Origin of the sequence: uncultured Microbacterium sp. (assembly GCF_963528945.1) — a bacterium.
Classification (GTDB): Bacteria; Actinomycetota; Actinomycetes; order Actinomycetales; family Microbacteriaceae; genus Microbacterium.
Window position 1 is genome coordinate 22,750 of the sequence record NZ_CAURWX010000002.1, and the last position, 18,998, is coordinate 41,747.

Sequence of the window (18,998 nt, forward strand, 5' to 3'; positions counted from 1 at the left end):
CGGCGGACTATTCCGCGGCGGCCCGCCGCATCTCCACATGCCCCGCGGCGACGGCCGACGTCGCGTCGAACCCCAGCCGCGTGTACCAGTGGTGCGCCGGTGATCCCGGCCACACCGACAGCTCCACCGCGACCCCGTCGGCATCCGCCGCGGCGAGCACCCGGTCCATGAGCATCCGCCCGTTGCCGCGACCGCGCGCCTCGAGAACCACCGCGATGTCGCACAGGCGCACCGCCTCGGCCCCCGCGTCGACCACGGCATAGCCCACGGGCGCCCCATCGATCGAGAGCAGCTCCACGACGGCATCCGGATGCTGCGCCCGCAGGGTGCCGATCTTCGAGTCGAGCTGCATGGCGACGAGCGGCTCGATGACCCCGGCCCCCGCATCGGGCAGTCGGCTGCGCACTTCATCCGCCGCGACCTCGCGTACACGCGGGTCGTCGAGACGGACGCGCTCGATCCGCGCGGCCTGCTCAGCCACGCGGCGGGTAGATACCCGTGAGTGCGATCACGAAGTACATGCCGAGGTACGGCGGCATGTTGTCGTGGGCCTGCGAACCCCCCGCCGAGGCGAGCGCGTCGGGCGCCATCGCGGCGTCGCCGTCGGCAGCGTAGGCGTCGCGCGCGGCGCGTCCGTACCGGGGCTGTGCCCAGGTGCGCCCTGCGGGGTCGCCGCTGGTGCCGGTCGCCGCGACGGCGTTCGGCCGGTGGGTGTGCACGGGGATCTCGGTCGGTGTCAGCGTGACCGCCGAGACGCCGCCGAAGCCGCCGACCGTGCGCGGGGTGAGCCCGGGGCCCGCTCCCTGACCGATCGCGAAGGCGCCGTTGAGGTTGGGCAGGGCGAAGGTCGTCCTGCCGTCCCCGCCGTATTGGATGCCGAGGATGCTGTACAGCGCCGAGTTCTGCGCGATGGGCAGCAGTTGTCCGCTGCACATCGCCCACCCGCGGGGTGCGTAGGTGAAGCCGATGGTGCGGATCTCTCCGAGGAAGGGGTCCATGTGCGCTCCGGTTCCGCTTCAGTCCCGCGACGGGAAGATGCCCGTCACGGCGATGATGTGATTCACGGCCAGGTAGGGCGACATGTTGTCGTGCGGCTGGCTGCCACCGGCGGCGCTGAGGGCCGTCGGCGACATGGTGCCCGTGGCCTGACCGCCGTAACCGGGCTGGGCGGTCACGGCCCAGTAGGCGTCCTGCGGCGACGTCTGGTCGGCGGCATCGGATGCGGCGACCACCGCATGCGTGTGCGCGGGCAGTTGCGCGGCCTGCAGCGTCACGCTCGCCGCACCGGCCGCCATGCCCTGCACGATCCCCTGACCGGGCTGGATCGGCGCTCGCCCCCGCAGGTCGGGAAGGGCGAAGGTCGTGACACCGTTCCCGCCGTAGACCGTGCCCAGCAGGGCGAAGAGCGCCGTGTTCTGGTTGATCGCGAGCATCTGCCCGTTGCAGAGCGCCCACCCGCGCGGGGCGAAGTCGAAGGCGACGCGGCGGATCTCTCCGATGTACGGTTCACTCATTCGTCAGCCCTCTCTCGACGGGAAGATGCCGTACAGCGAGATGATGTACGACACGACCAGGTAGGGCGGCATGTTCTCGTGCGGCTGCGACCCGCCGGCCGGTTGCACGGCGCCCGCGGCCAACTGCGCGTTCGGCTGCACGTCGGAATAGGCGTTCGCCGTCTGCGCCGCCCACCGCGTGCCCGCAGGCGACGCCGACGTCGCCGCACCCGCCGTGGTCGGGAGGTGCGTGTGCGCCGGCATCTGTGCGGGGGTGAGCGTCACCTGCTCCACTCCCCCGGAGGAACCGAGGTCGTACCGCTCCCCGGTACGGGCCGTTCCCGCATGCACCGCCGAGCGCCCGCGCAGGTCGGGCAGCCCGAAGGTGTTGATGCCGTCGCCGCCGTACGTGGTGCCGATCAGCGCGAACAGGGTGTCGTATTCGGAGATGGGCAGCATGCTGCCGTCGCAGAGGGCCCACCCCACAGGGGGGAAGTTGCCCGCGAAGATGCGGATCTCGCCGATGAACGCATCGCTCATGCGCCGATGCCCCGATCGATGACGGCCTCGAATCGCGCGGATTGCGTGACTCGGCCGAGGTAGAGGCGGGCGACGACGGCGCCGTCCTGCTCGAGGCGGTAGATGTCGTCGCGGGTGGCGTCGTCGGCGGTGAACTCGAGGCGGAAGCGATGCGCGGGGTCGCCCTCCGTTCCGATGTCGCCGACGCCGACGAGCGTCATGCGGTGCACCGATCGCGTCGAGACGGCCCGGTAGACCGTGCCCTCTCGCCCGACGAACAGTCCGCGTTGCGGGCGGTCCGGGTCGGTCTGCAGGGGGAGCGCCGCGGTGGCGCGAGCATCCGAGGTGGCCGGTCCGGCGGGCCGGGGCGCGAGGGCGGCGGCGGATGCGGAGGCGGATGCTCCACCCACGCCCGCGCCGACACCGACGACGGCGCCGACTGCGAGCAGGCCTCGTCGCGTGAACAGAGCAGTCATTCCACTCCAGCGGTCAGTGCACGCGGGGATCTGCCCGAGCGGGCGCGGTGCGGATCTGACGCTATCAGCAGCGGCCTCCTGCCGATAGCATTCGAATATTCCAACTGGCACACGGCGCCTTCGCGCCCGAGCGAAGGACCTCGATGTCTGCTGACCGGGCGCTGCCTGCTCTTCCGCGCGGCCTCGCCGCGACCGCCGCGATCCTCGCACTCGTGGGCTCCGGCCTCCTGGTCGCGCCGCCCGCCTCCGCCGCGACCTCGCTCACCGTCACCACGACGGCCGACGGCGACGCCAACGGTGCCTGCACGACGCCGAGCGTCACGACGACCGCCACCCCCGTCACCCTGCGCAACGCCCTCTGCGTCGCCAACAACACCGGCGGTGTCTCGACCGTGTCCGTGCCGGGCGGCACCTACACCCTGACCGACGGTGCCCTGGTGCTGGGCACCCGCGCCGGCACCGACGTGACCCTCGAATCGATCGGCAGCCGGGCCGAGATCGTCGGTGACGGCAGCTCGCAGATCCTCACTCTCGACCCCGACATCGTCGGCGGTATCGCCGTCGAGATCAACGGCTTCACCTTCCGCGGCGGCCGAGACGACGTCTTCGGCGGCGGTGCGATCATCGGCGGCAGCATCGATGCCCCGAGCGACACCCTGCTCGTGCGCGACTCCACGTTCATCGACAACGCCGCGTCCGGCGGCGCCGCCAACCCCGGCGGTGCGATCCAGTTCATCGGCGGCGACCTGACGATCGTGCGCTCCCGCTTCGAGCGCAACAGCAGCGCGTCCGCATCGGGCGGCGCCGTCTACTACGAGGCCGCGGCCCCCGGCGACTACCTCGACGTGAGCGGGAGCACGTTCACACAGAACACCCTCACCGCGGCCGGCACCGTCTCGGCGGGCGGCGGCGCGATCGCGGTCGACGGCGGCGGCTCGGTCGCGATCTCGGGCAATGTGTTCGACCGCAACACCGCAGCCGGTCCCACCGCCCGCGGCGGCGCGATCCAGCGGCTCGGCGGTCCCTCCACGATCTCGAAGAACGTCTTCACCCAGAACACCGCGGTCGTCGGCGGCGCAGCGATCGATGCGACCGGCGGTGCGCTCACCGCCCGCGGCAACTCCTTCACGGGCAACACGGGCACGGCAGCCGTGAGCGCCAGCGCCTCGGCCCCGGTCACCGCCCCGAACAACTGGTGGGGCTGCAACGGCGGCGCGAACGCCGCGGGGTGCGACACCGCCGCCATCACGACGGGAACGACCGAGCCGCACCTCGTCCTCTCCGCGACCGCGGGAGCGGCGACCGTCGACTCCGGCGCCAGCACGGCGATCACCGCCTCGCTGCGCACCAACTCCGCGGGCACGACGCTCACCCCCGTCGATCTCAGCGCGTTCGACGGCCGGTCCGTGACCTGGACCGACGTGCAGCCCGCGGGCGCCACGACCGCAGCCCCGAGCAGCGTCTTCAGCGGCGGCACGGCGCTCACGACCTTCGTCGCCGGCCCCACGTCGGGACAGGGCGGAGTCACCGCCAACCTCGACGCCGCTGCCGTCCGGGTGGCGGTCGCCGTTCGCCAGCAGACCGCTTTCACCAGCGCGGATGCCGTCGCCGCGACGCTCGGTCAGCCGTTCTCGTTCTCGGTGACGGCATCCGGCTTCCCCGCCCCCACGGTGACCCGCACCACGGGTGACCTGCCGCCCGGCGTCACGCTCTCGGGATCGGGGGCGACGCTCGTGCTCTCGGGCGCGCCCACCGGCGTCGGCACGTTCCCGTTGACCTTCTCGGCGAGCAACGGAGACACCTCCGCCACCCAGGTGCTGACGATCACCGTCGGCCAGGCGCCGACGTTCGCCGGTCCGCTGGCGACCTCGGTCGCGGCCGGCGACCCGGTCGACGTCACCCTCTCGACCGTGGGTACGCCTCCCGCGGTCATCGCGGCGACCGGCCTTCCCGCCGGCCTCGCGCTCGACGCCGCCGCCGACGGCACGGCGCGCCTGCACGGCACGCCCACGGTCGCCCCGGGCGAATACCGCATCCCCCTCACCGCGACCAACGATCGGGGACAGGCCACCGCGGAGTTCGTGCTGACGATCACCGCTCCTCCGTCGTTCACGAACCCGGCGACCGGCATCGCCACGGTCGGCACCCCCCTCGACTTCCCGATCGTCGTCGACCCCGGGTACCCGGCGCGCAACACGGTGGAACTGATCGGCTGGCCGGCGTGGATCAGCCTCACGGGCGCTCCCGGTAGTCAGCGGCTCGTGGGCACCCCGCCCGCCCAGGCCGGCGGCACCGCCACCGTGTCCCTCCGCATCGTCGGCACCACCGTCACGCAAGGCATCGAATTCACGATCAACGAGGCACCGGCGATCACCGCCCAGCCGGCCTCCGTCACGGCGAACGCGGGGCGCGACGCCGTCTTCTCGGCCTCCGCGACCGGCTACCCCGCACCCACCGTGCAGTGGCAGCGCAACGACGGCGACGGCTGGGTCGACATCGCGGGGGCCACGTCGACGACGTTCACCGTCACGACGACGATCGCCGACGACGGAGCGCGTCTGCGCGCCGTGTTCACCAACACCGTGGCGAGCGCGACGAGCGGCGAGGCCGTGCTGACCGTCGGCGAGCGTCCCACCCTCACCACGATCGACCCGGTGACGGTGCTCGCCGGCGGGAGGCTCATGATCGACGTGCGCAGCAGCGGATTCCCCTCCGGGGCGCTCACCGCCGCGCCGCTGCCCGCCTGGCTGACGTTCACCGACGACGGTGACGGCACGGGATCCCTCACGGGCACCCCCGCGCTCGACGACGCCGGGCGCATCGAGGTGGTCGTCACCGTCGACAACGGCTTCGGCACCGACTCGACGACCGCGACGATCCGCGTCGCCGACACCGTGCCGCCGCCCTTCGCCGCACCGGAGATCACCGACGGAGCGCTCACCGGCGTCCCGCCCGAGGTCACCCGGGGTCAGCAACTCACGATCGGCGGCGGCGGCTACCTGCCCGGCGCTACCGTGCAGCTCACCATGTACTCGTCTCCGGCGCCGCTCGGGGCGGCCGTCGCCGACGCCCAGGGAGAGTTCCGCATCGTCGTGACCGTGCCGGCCGACCAGGTCGAGGGTGCGCACACGATCGTCTCCTCCGGCATCGGCGCGGAGGGCACGGCCCGTTTCCTCGCGGCCGACACCGAGCTGATCGTGCCCGCCGCACCCGGCCAGCCCGGCGGCGGCACTCCGGGAACACCGGGCACCGGCGCACCCGGCGGAAGCGGAAGCCCCGCCACGGGTGGTGACCCCACGGGCGACGGCCTGGCGACCACGGGCTCCGACGCGTCGGCATCCGCTCTGCTCGCGCTTCTCGCCGCGCTCGCGGTGATCGGCGGCGCGGTCGTCTTCCGGTCCGCCCGGCGCCGCGCGGCCTGACGCGCGCGCCCGGCGCGGCGAGACACCACCCTCGCCGTGACACACCACGCCTCTCGTGGGGTGTCACGGCGGGAATGGTGTCTCGGCGCGCGCCCGGCGCGGCCGGAGCACTACTCCGCGGCGAGGAACCCGTCGACGAGGAGGGCGCGGATGCGCGGTTCGAGCTCGGCCCACAGGTCGGCGAGCGGCACATCGAAGAGGTCGGCGAGCGCCGCAGCGATCTGACCGACCGTCAGTTCGCCGTCGCACGCCCCGACGAATGCGGCGAGCGCGGGGTCGACGTTGACCGTGCGGGCGAACCCGCCGCCCTGGCGCAGCTCGATCACGCTGGGGTCGTCGGCACCGGGCAGCAGATGCCGCGCCTCGGTGATGTCGGCGGCGGTGATCAGGGTCGACGGGATGCCGTCGGCGAGCACGTCGTGCGCGGCGAGGCCGTGGGCGAGGGCCTGGCCGACACCTGACACCTGCTGACCGACCCGCTCGGTGCGGCGCAGCGCCTCGCCCTCTCCGCGGCGCATCAGCACGTAGCCGAAGCCGACGGCGTCGACCTCCCGTGCCGCGAAGTCGTCGAGCCATGCGGTGAGCAGCGGCGTGAACTCCGCGTCGCGCGGAGTCGTGCCGCCGTCGCGGATCCAGAGTTCCGCGTAAGCCAGGGGCGAGAGCTCCTCGCGCTCGACGACCCACAGGTCGAGGTCGCGCGGCACCCAGGCATCGAGACGGGCGAGTCCCTTCACCCCGTCGCGCGACTCCCAGTTGCCGAGCAGCTGGGCGATGCCGCCGGGGGTGAGGTAGTCGGGCACGGTGCGCACGAACTGCTCGACGAGCGCGTCGCCGACGAGGCCGCCGTCGCGGTACTCGTAGGCCGGCACGCCCTCGGTGCGCGGGGTGATGACGAACGGCGGGTTCGAGACGACGAGGTCGAAAGCCTCGCCCGCGACGGGGTCGAACATGCTGCCGAGCCGGAAGTCGATGTTCCCCACGCCGTTCAGCATGGCGTTGAGCTCGGCGTACGCGAGGGCCCGGGCGGAGATGTCGGTGGCCACCACGGTTCCCGCACGGCGGGCGACGAGGAGCGCCTGGATGCCGCATCCCGTGCCGAGGTCGAGCGCACGCTGCACCTCGATCGGCACGACGATCTCGGCGAGGGTGCGCGAGGCTCCCCCGACCCCGAGCACGTGGTCGGCGGGAAGCGCCGTTCCGAGCGCCACCTCGTCGAGGTCGCTCGCGATCCACCACTCGCCCACCCCGTCGGCGTCGACGAACGACTGCGGCCGGATCAGGGCCGCAGGGGTGACGGTCTCGTCGCCGTCGGATGCGAGGCCGAGGGCCACGAGTCCGTCGACACCCAGACGCGGCAGCGCCTCGGCGACCGCGTCGTGCGGCTGAGGCATCCCGAGCACGAACAGGCGGCCGAGGGTGGCCAGCGCCCCGTCGTCGCCGCGGATCGCCCGCAGGATCGGCTCGCGCATCCCCCGCGCCAGCGCGTCGTCGGCCTCGTCGCCCCACAGCCGGCGGAGCGGCTCGGAGCGCAGGTCGGCGGTGTCGAGATCGGCAGCGAGAGCGGCGCACCGCAGGGCATCGGGAAGAGGCGAGAGCGGGGCGGACACGGGCGTCACTCTACGCGCCTTCAGGGTTCGGCTCGTCGCGCCTCCTAGAATCACAGGGTCAGTACTCACGATCCCGCCCGATCCGGGCGTCCGAGGAAGACCTTCATGACCGCGACCACCCCCGCCGGACTCCGTGCGCGCGTTCGGCGACTCACGAGCGCGGTCGCGGTCGGTGCGCTCGCGCTGGGGTTCGGCTCGATCGCGACGCCCGCCCTCGCGGCCGACGGCGACGGTGACGAGGCGGATGCCGCGGGCGTCGAGCTGTCGCTCTCGATCGGCGTGCACGGCCGCGTCGTGCCCGGGAGCGGGGCATCGGCGACGGTGACGGTCGCGAACGAGACGGATGCCCAGATCTCCGCCGGCGACGTGGTGATCGAACTGAACCGCACCCCCCTCGCCGACGACGCCTCGGTCACCACGTGGCTGGACGACGCCCAGGCCCCCGGCACGTTCTCCGCGCTGGGATCCGAGCGTTCCGAGGTGCTGGCCGCGGGCGACTCGGAGCGCGTGGCGCTCGCGGTCGACCCGACGGCCCTCGCCGACCTCGCACCCGGCGTCTATCCGGTGCGCGCGTCGCTCGCGGGGGCCTCCGCGGCGTCGGGTGACGACGTCGAGGCACGCGACACGACCACCGAGAGCGTGCTGGTGATCACCCCCACGACCGCGCAGGTCGGCGTCATCGTCCCGGTCACCGCCACGCCCGCCGACGGTGTGCTGCTGTCGGCCGACGAGCTCGCCGACCTCACCGCGCCCGACGGTGCCCTCACCGCCGTGCTCGACGGCGTCACCGGAACCGCCGCCGTGCTCGCGGTCGACCCGGCCATCCCCGCCGCCATCCGGGCGCGCGGCACCGCGGCTCCCGATACTGCGACCGAGTGGCTGACCCGCCTCGACGAGCTGCCCAACGAGCGCTTCGCCCTGCAGTTCGGCGATGCTGACGCGACCGTGCAGTCGCAGGCCCAGCTGCCCGAACTCCTGAGGCCCGCGACGCTGTCGCCGTTCCTCGCCCCCCAGGACTTCCCGAGCGTACGGGCGACCGAGACTCCCGACCCCACCGCGTCACCGTCACCGTCGCCGCTCGATCAGCCGGGGACCGACCTCCCCGATGACGCCACCCTCACCGCGCTCGACGGCTCTCTCGACGGCATCCTGTGGCCGCGCGCCGGCGTCCGCGCAGAAGATCTCGCGACCTTCGAGACCTACGTCGGTGCGGGCACGACGACCATCGTGTCGTCCGCGACGACGGGTGGCTCGGCCGCCGCGCACGCCCAGGCCGCAGAGCACGACCTGCTCGTCATCGACGACACGGTGTCGTCCGCGATCTCCGACGCCGCAGACGAGCCAAACGACGAGGCGCGGCAGCAGCTGCTGGCGGCGGCGAGCGCACGCATCTACCTGGCGGCCGCAGCCGCCCCCGACGCACCGCTGCTCGTCGGCCTCGAGCGCGACGAGAGCCGCGACGCCGACGCCCTGCGCGAAGCCATCGCGGCCGTCGACACGGTCGGCCTCGACCTCACGGCCATCCGCGCCACCCCCGCGACGGCGGTCACCCTCGCCGCGGCCGAGATCGACACCGCGCGGGTCGAGGCCCTGGGTCAGCTGCTCGCCGACGAGGGCTCCATCGCCCAGTTCGCCACCGTGCTCGATGACCCGCAGGTGCTCATCCAGCGCGAGCGCATCCGCCTCCTCCGCACGATCGCGGTCGGTGTGCCCGCCGACGAGTTCGAGCGCACGGTCGACGCGCGCCGCGACGGCACCCGTTCGACGCTGGGCGCCGTCAGCATCCCCCCGTCGAGCACCATTCAACTGCTCAGCGCCGCGGCCGACTTGCCCTTCAGTGTGCGCAACGACCTCCCCTGGCCGGTCACGGTGCGCCTCACCGTCGCGTCGACCGATCCCCGACTCGATGTCGAGACCGATATCGACGTCGTGGTGCCCGCGAACACGAGCGCCCGCGTCAAGGTGCCCGTGTCGGCCCGCGTGGGCAGCGGCGAGGTCGCGTTGCGTCTCAGTCTGTACAGTCCCGCCGGGGTTCTCGTCGACGGCCCGCAGATCGCGCGCGTCGCCGTGCGTGCCGAGTGGGAGACCATCGGCCTGATCCTGTTCGGATCGCTCGCCGGACTGCTCATCGTGGGTGGGGTGGTGCGCACCGTGCTGCGCAAGCGCCGCGAGCACGCCGACGCGGATGCCGACACGGATGCCGACACGGATGCCGACGCTGAATCAGGAGTCCGGAATGAGTAGCCTCGGGCGCGCGAGCGCGATCATCGGCGCGGGCACGCTCGTCTCGCGCATCACGGGACTCCTGCGCAGCATCGTGCTCGTGGGCGTGCTGGGGTCTGTCGGCTCCGAAGTGGCCGACGCGTTCACGGCGGCGAATCAGCTGCCGAACAGCGTCTTCTCGCTCATCTCGGTCGGCATCCTCACCGCGGTGATCGTGCCGCAGATCGTGAAGGCCACGGCGGATGCCGACGGCGGGAACGCCTTCATCTCGAAGCTGTTCACCCTCGGTACCGTGGTGCTCGTGGTCGTCACGGCCATCGCCACCGCCGCGGCCCCCTGGCTCGTCCATCTCGTCGCGGGGAAGGCGAACGGCGAGATGCAGGCCCTCGCCACAGCGCTCGCGTACTGGTGCCTGCCGCAGATCCTCCTCTACGGCCTGTACGCCATGCTCGGCGAAGCCCTCAATGCGCGGAAGATCTTCGGCCCGTTCACCTGGGCGCCGGTCATCAACAACATCGTCTCGATCGCCGGCTTCCTCGCCCTCGGAGCCGTCTTCGGTCCGATCTCGCGCGATGCGGTCGACTGGTCGCCGGCGATGATCGCCGTGCTGGGCGGCACCGCCACCGTCGGCATCGCGCTGCAGGCGGCCGTGCTGCTGGTGTTCTGGCGCCGCACCGGGCTCGCACTGAAGCCCGACTTCCGCTGGCGGGGAGTGGGCCTCGGCAATGTCGGCCGCCTCGCCGGCTGGACGTTCCTCATGGCTTTCGCCAGCCTCGCGGCCGGCATGTACCAGGGCTACCTCGTGAGCGAGGCTTCCGGCCTCGGCTCCTCGGCCACGGTCGTCGCCAACGCCTGGCTCATCTTCATGCTGCCGTACTCGGTGATCGTGCTGTCCATCGGCACCCCCTACTTCACCCAGATCAGCGCGCACGCCGCGGCGGGCAACGACGACGAGGTCCGCAGCGACATCGCCACGAGCATCCGCACCCTGCTGTTCTTCATCGTCGCCGCCACCGCCGCGGTGGCCGCAGCTGCGATCCCCGCATCGCGGGTGTTCACCGACTCTGCGCCCGACGCGCAGTCCGCCTCTTTCGTGCTGCTGGCCTACCTCGTCGGACTCATCCCTCTGACGATCCTGTTCATCGTGCAGCGCACGTTCTACGCGTACGACGACACCCGCACCCCGTTCTGGTTCACGATCTTCCAGTGCGTGCTCATCGTCGTCACCGCGCTCGGCGCACTCGGTCTCCGCGAGGCCGGAGTCATCCCCCTCACCTCGCTCGCCGCCGCCGTCGCCCTCGGCCAGTCGATCGCCAGCATCGTGCAGACGATCGTCGCCACCTGGCTGCTGCACCGCAAGATCGGCGGCCTGAAGATCCGGTCCTGGATGTCCGCGATCGGCCGCTTCGCCCTTGCCGGCATCCCGGCCGGATTCGCCGGATGGGGAGCCTTCGTGCTCCTGGGCGGCGTCGAGGGGTGGACGATGGCCGACAAGATCCAGGGCGCCCTCGGCACCGCGATCATCGGACTCGTCGTCGTGGTCGTCTACCTCGGCATCCTGGCCCTGCTTCGCGCCCCCGAGCTGAAGGCCGCCGGCAGTCTCGTGCGACGCTTCCTCCCCGGGCGCTGACCCGGCGACGCCGAGCCGCGCGCCCCCGCTCGCGGGAATGCCCCGCGGCTACCATGGGTTGAAGCAGTCGAACATCATTCGATGGCATTGCAGTCCTTTGGAGAGCACCATGCGTCAGGTCATCATCATCGGCTCCGGCCCCGCCGGTTTCACCGCCGCCATCTACGCGGCGCGGGCGAGCCTTCAGCCGCTGCTCATCGCGAGCTCCGTCGAGGTCGGCGGCGAGCTGATGAACACCACCGAGGTCGAGAACTACCCCGGCTTCCCCGAGGGCATCCAGGGCCCCGAGCTGATGGCGAAGCTGCAGGAGCAGGCTGAGAAGTTCGGTACCGAGGTCGTCTACGACGACGTCACCGACCTCGACCTCGCCGGCACCGTCAAGAAGGTCACCCTCGGCAGCGGCGCGGTGCACGAGGCGCAGACCCTCATCTACGCGACCGGCTCGGCCTACCGCAAGCTCGGCGTCGAGGGCGAGGAGCGCCTCTCCGGTTACGGTGTCTCGTGGTGCGCGACCTGCGACGGGTTCTTCTTCCGCGAAAAGACCATCGCCGTGGTCGGCGGCGGCGACTCGGCGATGGAGGAGGCCACCTTCCTCACGCGTTTCGCCGACAAGGTGTACGTGATCCACCGCAAGGACACCCTCCGTGCGTCGAAGATCATGCAGGAGCGCGCGTTCGCGAACGAGAAGATCGAGTTCGTCTGGAACAGCGAGGTCGCCGAGATCATCGGTGAGACCGCCGTGACCGGCGTGAAGCTGCGGTCGACCGAAGACGGCACGCTGCGCGACCTGCCCCTCGACGGCCTCTTCGTCGCGATCGGCAACGACCCGCGCACGCACCTCGTGCACGAGAAGCTCGATCTCACCGCCGAGGGCACCATCTGGGTCGACGGCCGCTCGTCGAAGACCTCGGTGCCCGGTGTGTTCGCCGCGGGCGACGTGATCGACCCCACCTACCGTCAGGCGATCACCGCCGCCGGTTCGGGAACGGTCGCCGCGCTCGACGCGGAGCACTTCCTCGCCGACCTCGAAGACGCCTCGGTCGAGGTGCCCGCGGCCGAGGCCGCCGAGGTCCTCACCGCCTGATCCGGCCCGGGAACACTTTCCCGGCGTCGGCTGTTGTATTCGACGTACCTCGAACAAGGAGAAACTCTGATGAGTGCAAAGGCTACGAGCCAGGCGACCTGGGAGCAGGACGTTCTGCAGGCCGACGGTCCCGTTCTCGTGGACTTCTGGGCCGAGTGGTGCGGACCGTGTCGCATGGTCGCTCCCGTGCTGGACGAGATCCAGTCGGCGAACCCCGACAAGATCACCATCCTCAAGCTCAACGTGGACGAGAACCCCGAGCTGGCGATGAAGTACCAGATCACCTCGATCCCCGCGATGAAGGTGTTCCAGGGCGGTGAGGTCAAGACGACCATCATCGGCGCCAAGCCGAAGCCCGCTCTCGAGAAGGACCTCGCCGCGTTCCTCGGCTGAGTCCCCCGCAGGCTGTCAGGGCCGTCGCCTCTTCGGAGGCGGCGGCCCTTTTGCGTGCCCTCCCCCTGCATTCCCCGCCCCTCACGACGTGGTCAGGTGGCTCACTTGTCGGAGGCATCCACCGGCGGCAGCCCGCGCGCGCGACGGGCGCGATCGACGATCTCCTGGATCGCGGGGCCTTTGGCCGCGTTGTACGTCGCCTCGCCCCGCGCCGACGCAGCGACGGCGGCGCACTTGGCGCGGGAGTACCGCTGCGCGTCGTCCGGATGCTCGCGCAGCCAGTCCCGTAGAAGGCGCTGATTCACCGCATCCCAGTCGGCCGCCGCAAAGAAGTGCGCGATGTGGGTCCGCTCTCCGCCGCTCTCGCTCAGCAGGACGGGATGACTGCGCACGCCGCTCCCCCGCACCCACCCCGCGGCGTCGAGGGCGGGCCGATGGAGCTCGACGTCGGCCAGGTCCGGCACCCGCACCGCGAGGTCGATGACCGGCTTCGCCCGCATTCCGGGGATGGCGGTCGAGCCGATGTGCTCGATGACCCACTCCGGGCCACCGATCGCGGCGAGCTGCGCGGCGGCGGCCGCGAAACGGTCCGGCCAGGACGGGTCGTAGGGCACGAGCATCCGCGGCATGGTGGACGACGAGTCAGGCGACCGTCGGATCCCAACGACGGTACCGCTGCTTCTCGTCGAGCAGCCCCCAGACCGCCGGGGTCAGTTCGGGATACTCGAGGGCGATCTGCCGCAGCACCCGATAGTGACGCGCCTCACTCGGACGCACCCCGTCGTTCGCGGCGATGTTGTCGGCCCGCAGCAGGTAGACGACGAGTTCGTCGATGCTCGGCAGCTCCTCCATGAACTCCCAGGGGTCCTCACCCCCGAGCAGGCGCTCCTGCACGATGACGGCGAGCTCGTCCGACGCTTCGGCGCGCAGCACTTCGAGGCTGGCGCGGCGCGGAACGGACTCGGTCATTCCTCCAGCCTACGCGCGTGCGCGGCGGGGTCGGCGCTCCACCTTCACGTCTTCGCTCATGTCCTCGAGCTCCTTGCCCTTGGTCTCGGCGACCTTGAACCACACGAAGAAGAACGACAGCAGCGCGAAGAACGCGTAGAACCCGTAGGCGAACGGCAGGCCGATGTTCGAGAACCACGGGAAGGTCGTCGAGATGAAGAAGTTCGCGGCCCACTGGGCGGCGGCGGCCACCGCGAGCGCTCCGGCGCGGATGGAGTTGGGGAACATCTCGCCCAGCAGCACCCACACCAGCGGACCCCACGTGGCACCGAAGAACACGACGAAGGCGTTGGCGCAGATCAGGGCGACCGTCGACCACGGCTCGGGAAGGGTGACGGCTCCGGCCGCGTCGAGCGTGCCGAACGAGAACGCCACCGCCATCGTGCCGAGCGACAGCGTCATGCCGACCGATCCCACGAGCAGCATGATGCGCCGGCCGACCTTGTCGACGAGCAGGATCGCCACGATGGTCACCACGATGTTGGTGACCGAGGTGATGACGGTGATGAGCAGCGCCTCGGATTCGCCGAAGCCCACCGACTGCCAGAGCGTCGTGGAGTAGTAGAAGATCACGTTGATGCCCACGAACTGCTGGAACACCGACAGCAGGATGCCCACCCAGACGATCGGCTTGAGGCCGAGGCGGTTGCCGCGCAGGTCGCGCAGCGACTCCTTCTTCTCGGTGTCGATCGTGCCGGTGATCTCGTCGATCTTGGCCTTCACGTCGACGGTTCCGGTGACGGTGGAAAGAACCTCGGATGCCCGGTCGATCTCTCCCTTGCGCACGAGATACCGCGGAGACTCGGGGAGTTTGAGGGCCATGATGCCGTAGATGATCGCCGGGATCGCCTCGGCGATGAACATCCACCGCCAGGCGTACAGGCCCCACAGCGACTCGGCCGCTCCCCCGGCGACCTGCGCGAGCATCGCGTCGGAGAGCAGGGCGACGAAGATACCCATGACGATGGCGAGCTGCTGGAGCGATCCCAGGCGTCCGCGCATCGTCGCCGGCGACACCTCGGCGATGTAGGCCGGCGCGATGACGGATGCCGCGCCGACGCCGAATCCGCCCACGATGCGCCAGATGATGAGGTCGACCACACCGAAGGCGAGGCCCGAACCGACCGACGAGAGCAGGAAGAGCACAGCGGCGGCGACCATGATCGGGATGCGGCCGTACTTGTTGGCGAGCGGACCCGCGAACCACGCGCCGATCGCGCAGCCGATCAGCGCCGACGAGACGGCGAAGCCCTTGAGGCCGGCACCGAGGTCGAACCCGGACTGCGTTCCGGCGAGAGCATCCACCGCGCCGTTGATGACGGCGGTGTCGAAGCCGAAGAGGAAGCCTCCGAGGGCCGCGGCGATACTGATGCCGATGACCTTGCCCTTGATCCCGGATCCGGATGCTGTCGCAGACATGATGCCCTCCCGTGGGTTCGTACCCAGAGAGTCTAGGACGGGCCGCGATTTCGCGCCGGTGCTTGACTTTCGTGCACGGCGGGACGAGAGCGCCCGGGCGTCCCGTTGTGGGACGCCCGGGCGGTGTGGCTCCGAGGAGGGGGCCGGCGTCAGCGGCCGTAGCTCTCTTCGCCGAGTTCTTCGAGGATGCGGTTGAGATCCTGGATCGATGCGAAATCGATCGTGACCTGGCCTTTACGTGCACCCAGTGAGATCTTGACCCGGGTGTTGAGGCGGTCGCCGAGCTTGCCGGCGACCTCGTCGAGGTACGCGCGGCGCGCGCCGGGAGTCGCCTTCGATGCGCTCGACCCGCCGCTCCACTGGTTCTTCGCCGCTTCTTCCGTCGCGCGCACCGACAGGTCTTCGTTCACGACCTTGTCGGCGAGCCGCTGCATGGCCTCGGGGCTCTCGAGGCTGAGGATCGCGCGCGCGTGGCCGGCGGTCAGCACGCCCGCGGCCACCCGCTGCTGCACGGGCACGGGGAGCTTGAGCAGGCGGATCGTGTTGCTGATCTGCGGGCGCGAGCGCCCGATGCGGGTCGCCAGCTCTTCCTGCGTGATGCCGAAGTCGTCGAGCAGCTGCTGGTAGGCGGATGCCTCTTCGAGGGGGTTCAGCTCGGAGCGGTGCAGGTTCTCGAGCAGCGCATCGCGCAGCAGGTCCTCATCGGCCGTCTCGCGGACGATGGCGGGGATCGACGTGAGTCCGGCCTCACGAGCGGCCCGAGTGCGCCGCTCGCCCATGATGAGCTCGTAGTCGCCGTCGGCGTTCGTGCGCACGATGACGGGCTGCAGAACGCCGAACTCCCCCACGCTGTGCACCAGCTCGGCCAGCGCTTCGGGGTCGAAGTGCGTGCGGGGCTGCCGCGGGTTGGCGACGATCTTCTGGGGGTCGACCTGCACGAGGCGGATGCCCGGAACCGCGGTGAGCACGGCATCGTCGGGTGCTTCGGTCGTCGGTGCCTCGGCCGTGGTGGTCGCCTCGGAGGGACGGAGGCTGCCGCCAGGGAAGAACACGTCGACCGGACGCTCGGTCTGGTCCGCCGTGGGGATGAGGGCCCCGATACCCCGACCCAAGCCAGTGCGCTTCGCCATCATTTCTCCTTGCTCTGCGCCACGCGAGACGCGATCTCTACTGCTGCCTCGCGGTACGCGATCGCGCCGGCCGACTGGCCGTCGTACGAGATCACCGTCTGGCCGAAACTGGGGGCTTCCGACACGCGCACCGAGCGCGGGATCATGGTCGTCAGAACCTGGTCGGGGAAGTGTCCGCGCACCTCCTCCGCCACCTGCTGAGCCAGGCGTGTGCGCCCGTCGTACATGGTGAGCAGGATGGTCGAGAGGTGAAGCGCGGGATTGAGGTGCTTCTGGATCATCTGGATGCTGCCGAGCAGCTGACTCAGTCCTTCCAGCGCGTAGTACTCGCACTGGATCGGGATGAAGACTTCGGATGCTGCCGTGAAGGCGTTGATCGTCAGCAGCCCGAGCGATGGCGGACAGTCGATGATGACGAAGTCGACGGGGTTCGAGGTGAGGTACTCGTCGAGCGCGGTCCGCAGCCGGTGCTCGCGCGCGACCTGCGCGACGAGCTCGATTTCCGCCCCGGCGAGGTGGATCGTGCTGGGGGCGCAGAAGAGGTTGTCGCTCTCGGGGCTCTTCTGGACGATGTCAGCGAGGGAGGTGCCGTCGATGAGGACGTCGTAGATGCTGGCGGTGTCACCGTTGTGCGGCACTCCCAGCGCCGTGGATGCGTTGCCTTGGGGGTCGAGGTCGATGACCAGCACCTTGGCGCCAAGGCCGGCCAGCGCCGAGGCGATGTTCACCGCCGTCGTCGTCTTGCCGACGCCGCCCTTCTGGTTCGAGACCGTCATCACGCGGGTCTCCCCCGTGAACGTCACACTCACCGATTCCAGCGCACGTCGACGAGCAGAGAGGTCGGCCAGCTCCCGCGCGAGCGGTGTGTCCATTCCGAACGATGCGTTCGAGGATGTCTTTTCGGACTGTTTCACGTGAAACATCCACTCCTTCCGGGGCCGCTCTCCACTCTAATCGCTCCGGCCGACATCGCCTCTGCCGAGCGTCGGATCGGCGCGATCCCGCAGCGGTTCCGGGGCGGCGCCAGGTCCCGGATCGGCGCGGTCTGATGCGGCGGGCGGCGCCGAGGCCGAAAGCGTGCCTGGCGACCGGCGTGCTGTCGCGGTTCTCACCATTGATGACAAGGGGTGCCTGGGAATCACCCGGAACAGGACATGCAGGTGGGGTCTGGCTGTTTCACGTGAAACAGTGTTCGTGATACCGTGCGCAGCATGCGGTGCTGGGCACTGGGCGATGCGTCCTTCCGTGTCACTCGCACTACCGGCGCTTCGGTGGAGAACCAGCCCCAACGCACCGTGTTCGCGGACCGGCCGTGACGTTTCACGTGAAACATCTCGGGCGCGCGGCTGCGCATGACGCACCTCCTCGAGGTGACGTTCCGCATACACCCGCCGTCGCGCGCGCCTAGCGTGGCGGGAGACAACAGCGGCGATGGTGACCGCACGGTTACGAACACCCGCAGGAAACAGGCGGCCCGCGTCCGAGACTGCGCCGTCGCTTGCGACGCCGCGAACTGGTACCGTCAACCCGCCCAACCGGGCCGCAGTCCTCCCCCCCTGCCGAGGATCAGCGCGGGCGTCCATTCCGGGGCTGCGCACGAAAGCCCGTTCGTCTCCCCCGCGAAGGGATTGTGCGCCACCCGCAGAGGTAGCGAACGGTGCCGGGGCAGCCGTTTCACGTGAAACGTGCTGGCACATCGTGTGCGACGGGACGATCGACGGTGTATTTCCTCTATGCGGAACCACATCACCGTGGCGAGCGATAGCGCAGCGACTCGCGACCGCCGCGGCGACCTCGCACAAGACGAGCTCGCCGCGTTCAGCCGGACGTCGGGTCCCCTCCCTTGAGCGCCACCAGGTACCGTCTCGCATTCACTTGTCACCCACCTCGTAGCGGCCCTCCGGCCCCCGTCCCTCTCGAGACCCCGGGGCACTCTCGCCCCACTACCACGGCCCGATCAGTGAACGACAGGCTGCCGACCCCTACACGCACGGGCCACTGAGGCGTTGTTGGCTGCGATGTTTCACGTGGAACGCCCGATAGATGAGACACTTCGGCTCGGTAGCCTCGGGGTTGGGCGGGGTTTAGGCGGGGGTGGCCCACCGACGGAGGGTACGTTTCACGTGAAACGTTTGCGCATGCGCGATCAACCGTGCATCGGCCCCTCACCACGACCCACCGGACGTCGGTGCGCTACACATCGCTCAATCGGTTCTTCCACCTCTTGTTACCTCGCCGCCCGGGTGGTCGCGCGTCCGCTCCGCTACACCTGAGCTGCAGCAGATTCTGCGCCTGCCAACCGCGAGCAAGAGACTGGGCGCCGAGCTCCGGTAACGGACGTGATATCCGCAGCAGCGTTACCGCCCATAACCTGTCCGTCGATCTGACTCTCGTTCTCGCTACCCGCGAGTAGGGCGCGGAGAGACGTGCGTGGGCCCGGCAACTCACGTTCCGCGAGGCGTGGGTCACCAGGTGCTTCTCGCCCTGCCCCATGTTTCACGTGAAACATGGGGCATTTGCGGCCGCGAGACCGCGCGAATGATGTACTCGTCAGCTATCGCCCGTAACGACGCCCGCCCCTCCCGGCACCGCAG

General features: G+C 70.5%; 16 protein-coding genes. 5 read left to right on the plus strand and 11 right to left on the minus strand.

The window, feature by feature from the left end; all coding sequences use genetic code 11:
- Window positions 1-7 precede the first annotated feature (7 nt).
- The 5 genes from RWS82_RS07290 to RWS82_RS07310 are packed head-to-tail and all read right to left on the minus strand — an operon-like array spanning window position 8 to window position 2,488.
- Window positions 8-481, minus strand: a complete 474-nt coding sequence (locus RWS82_RS07290; RefSeq protein ID WP_314648257.1) for a GNAT family N-acetyltransferase — start codon at window positions 479-481, stop codon at window positions 8-10.
- On the minus strand, window positions 474-998 hold the full coding sequence (locus tag RWS82_RS07295) for a tail fiber protein (RefSeq protein WP_314648259.1): 525 nt from the start codon (window positions 996-998) through the stop codon (window positions 474-476). Before RWS82_RS07295 ends, RWS82_RS07290 begins: the two co-directional genes overlap by 8 nt.
- Before the next feature lie 18 nt (window positions 999-1,016).
- Window positions 1,017-1,514 (minus strand): tail fiber protein, encoded by a 498-nt coding sequence (locus RWS82_RS07300; RefSeq protein ID WP_314648260.1) that lies wholly within the window; start codon window positions 1,512-1,514, stop codon window positions 1,017-1,019.
- Between the two features lie 3 nt (window positions 1,515-1,517).
- On the minus strand, window positions 1,518-2,033 hold the full coding sequence (locus RWS82_RS07305) for a tail fiber protein (protein WP_314648261.1): 516 nt from the start codon (window positions 2,031-2,033) through the stop codon (window positions 1,518-1,520).
- Window positions 2,030-2,488, minus strand: a complete 459-nt coding sequence (locus RWS82_RS07310; RefSeq protein WP_314648263.1) for a hypothetical protein — start codon at window positions 2,486-2,488, stop codon at window positions 2,030-2,032. Before RWS82_RS07310 ends, RWS82_RS07305 begins: the two co-directional genes overlap by 4 nt.
- 143 nt (window positions 2,489-2,631) lie before the next feature.
- Between RWS82_RS07310 and RWS82_RS07315 the strand changes: the two genes are divergently transcribed.
- The gene (locus tag RWS82_RS07315) at window positions 2,632-5,910 is read left to right on the plus strand and encodes a putative Ig domain-containing protein (protein ID WP_314648265.1); all 3,279 of its coding nucleotides are present in this window, start codon (window positions 2,632-2,634) and stop codon (window positions 5,908-5,910) included.
- A gap of 110 nt (window positions 5,911-6,020) precedes the next feature.
- Here RWS82_RS07315 and RWS82_RS07320 read toward each other — a convergent pair whose 3' ends face one another.
- Window positions 6,021-7,517 carry a methyltransferase gene (locus RWS82_RS07320; protein ID WP_400190072.1) on the minus strand — a complete coding sequence of 499 codons (1,497 nt, stop codon included), beginning with the start codon at window positions 7,515-7,517 and terminating at the stop codon, window positions 6,021-6,023.
- Window positions 7,518-7,622: 105 nt separating this feature from the next.
- On the opposite strand from RWS82_RS07320, the gene RWS82_RS07325 reads away from it, so the two are divergent.
- The 4 genes from RWS82_RS07325 (at window position 7,623) to trxA (ending at window position 12,847) form a co-directional block, all read left to right on the plus strand.
- Window positions 7,623-9,761, plus strand: a complete 2,139-nt coding sequence (locus tag RWS82_RS07325) for a DUF6049 family protein (protein WP_314648267.1) — start codon at window positions 7,623-7,625, stop codon at window positions 9,759-9,761.
- On the plus strand, window positions 9,754-11,370 hold the full coding sequence (murJ, locus tag RWS82_RS07330; RefSeq protein ID WP_314648269.1) for a murein biosynthesis integral membrane protein MurJ: 1,617 nt from the start codon (window positions 9,754-9,756) through the stop codon (window positions 11,368-11,370). Before RWS82_RS07325 ends, murJ begins: the two co-directional genes overlap by 8 nt.
- Before the next feature lie 109 nt (window positions 11,371-11,479).
- Window positions 11,480-12,454: a thioredoxin-disulfide reductase gene (gene trxB, locus RWS82_RS07335; protein WP_314648271.1), complete on the plus strand. Its 975-nt coding sequence runs from the start codon at window positions 11,480-11,482 to the stop codon at window positions 12,452-12,454.
- Between the two features lie 69 nt (window positions 12,455-12,523).
- A complete protein-coding gene (trxA, locus tag RWS82_RS07340) occupies window positions 12,524-12,847 on the plus strand; it encodes a thioredoxin (RefSeq protein WP_314648273.1) in 324 nt (107 codons plus the stop codon).
- A gap of 101 nt (window positions 12,848-12,948) precedes the next feature.
- Here the strand turns inward: trxA and RWS82_RS07345 are convergent, their stop codons facing one another.
- The 5 genes from RWS82_RS07345 to RWS82_RS07365 form a co-directional block, all read right to left on the minus strand.
- Window positions 12,949-13,467, minus strand: coding sequence for a GrpB family protein (locus tag RWS82_RS07345; protein WP_314648276.1), 519 nt, complete (start codon window positions 13,465-13,467; stop codon window positions 12,949-12,951).
- A gap of 22 nt (window positions 13,468-13,489) precedes the next feature.
- Window positions 13,490-13,816, minus strand: a complete 327-nt coding sequence (locus RWS82_RS07350) for a tryptophan synthase subunit alpha (RefSeq protein WP_314648278.1) — start codon at window positions 13,814-13,816, stop codon at window positions 13,490-13,492.
- A gap of 9 nt (window positions 13,817-13,825) precedes the next feature.
- On the minus strand, window positions 13,826-15,274 hold the full coding sequence (locus RWS82_RS07355) for a sugar porter family MFS transporter (RefSeq protein WP_314648280.1): 1,449 nt from the start codon (window positions 15,272-15,274) through the stop codon (window positions 13,826-13,828).
- Between the two features lie 149 nt (window positions 15,275-15,423).
- Window positions 15,424-16,404, minus strand: coding sequence for a ParB/RepB/Spo0J family partition protein (locus RWS82_RS07360; protein ID WP_314648281.1), 981 nt, complete (start codon window positions 16,402-16,404; stop codon window positions 15,424-15,426).
- The gene (locus RWS82_RS07365) at window positions 16,404-17,276 is read right to left on the minus strand and encodes a ParA family protein (protein ID WP_314648283.1); all 873 of its coding nucleotides are present in this window, start codon (window positions 17,274-17,276) and stop codon (window positions 16,404-16,406) included. The genes RWS82_RS07360 and RWS82_RS07365 overlap by 1 nt, the downstream gene beginning before the upstream one ends.
- Between the last annotated feature and the right edge of the window lie 1,722 nt (window positions 17,277-18,998).

Bases quoted from the DNA above. Each gene is read 5' to 3' on its own strand.
- RWS82_RS07295 (WP_314648259.1), bottom strand. From the start codon at position 998: ATGGACCCCTTCCTCGGAGAGATCCGCACCATCGGCTTCACCTACGCA.
- RWS82_RS07300 (WP_314648260.1), bottom strand. From the start codon at position 1,514: ATGAGTGAACCGTACATCGGAGAGATCCGCCGCGTCGCCTTCGACTTC.
- RWS82_RS07305 (WP_314648261.1), bottom strand. From the start codon at position 2,033: ATGAGCGATGCGTTCATCGGCGAGATCCGCATCTTCGCGGGCAACTTC.
- RWS82_RS07310 (WP_314648263.1), bottom strand. From the start codon at position 2,488: ATGACTGCTCTGTTCACGCGACGAGGCCTGCTCGCAGTCGGCGCCGTC.
- RWS82_RS07315 (WP_314648265.1), top strand. From the start codon at position 2,632: ATGTCTGCTGACCGGGCGCTGCCTGCTCTTCCGCGCGGCCTCGCCGCG.
- RWS82_RS07325 (WP_314648267.1), top strand. From the start codon at position 7,623: ATGACCGCGACCACCCCCGCCGGACTCCGTGCGCGCGTTCGGCGACTC.
- murJ (WP_314648269.1), top strand. From the start codon at position 9,754: ATGAGTAGCCTCGGGCGCGCGAGCGCGATCATCGGCGCGGGCACGCTC.
- trxB (WP_314648271.1), top strand. From the start codon at position 11,480: ATGCGTCAGGTCATCATCATCGGCTCCGGCCCCGCCGGTTTCACCGCC.
- trxA (WP_314648273.1), top strand. From the start codon at position 12,524: ATGAGTGCAAAGGCTACGAGCCAGGCGACCTGGGAGCAGGACGTTCTG.
- RWS82_RS07345 (WP_314648276.1), bottom strand. From the start codon at position 13,467: ATGCTCGTGCCCTACGACCCGTCCTGGCCGGACCGTTTCGCGGCCGCC.
- RWS82_RS07350 (WP_314648278.1), bottom strand. From the start codon at position 13,816: ATGACCGAGTCCGTTCCGCGCCGCGCCAGCCTCGAAGTGCTGCGCGCC.
- RWS82_RS07355 (WP_314648280.1), bottom strand. From the start codon at position 15,274: ATGTCTGCGACAGCATCCGGATCCGGGATCAAGGGCAAGGTCATCGGC.
- RWS82_RS07360 (WP_314648281.1), bottom strand. From the start codon at position 16,404: ATGGCGAAGCGCACTGGCTTGGGTCGGGGTATCGGGGCCCTCATCCCC.
- RWS82_RS07365 (WP_314648283.1), bottom strand. From the start codon at position 17,276: ATGGACACACCGCTCGCGCGGGAGCTGGCCGACCTCTCTGCTCGTCGA.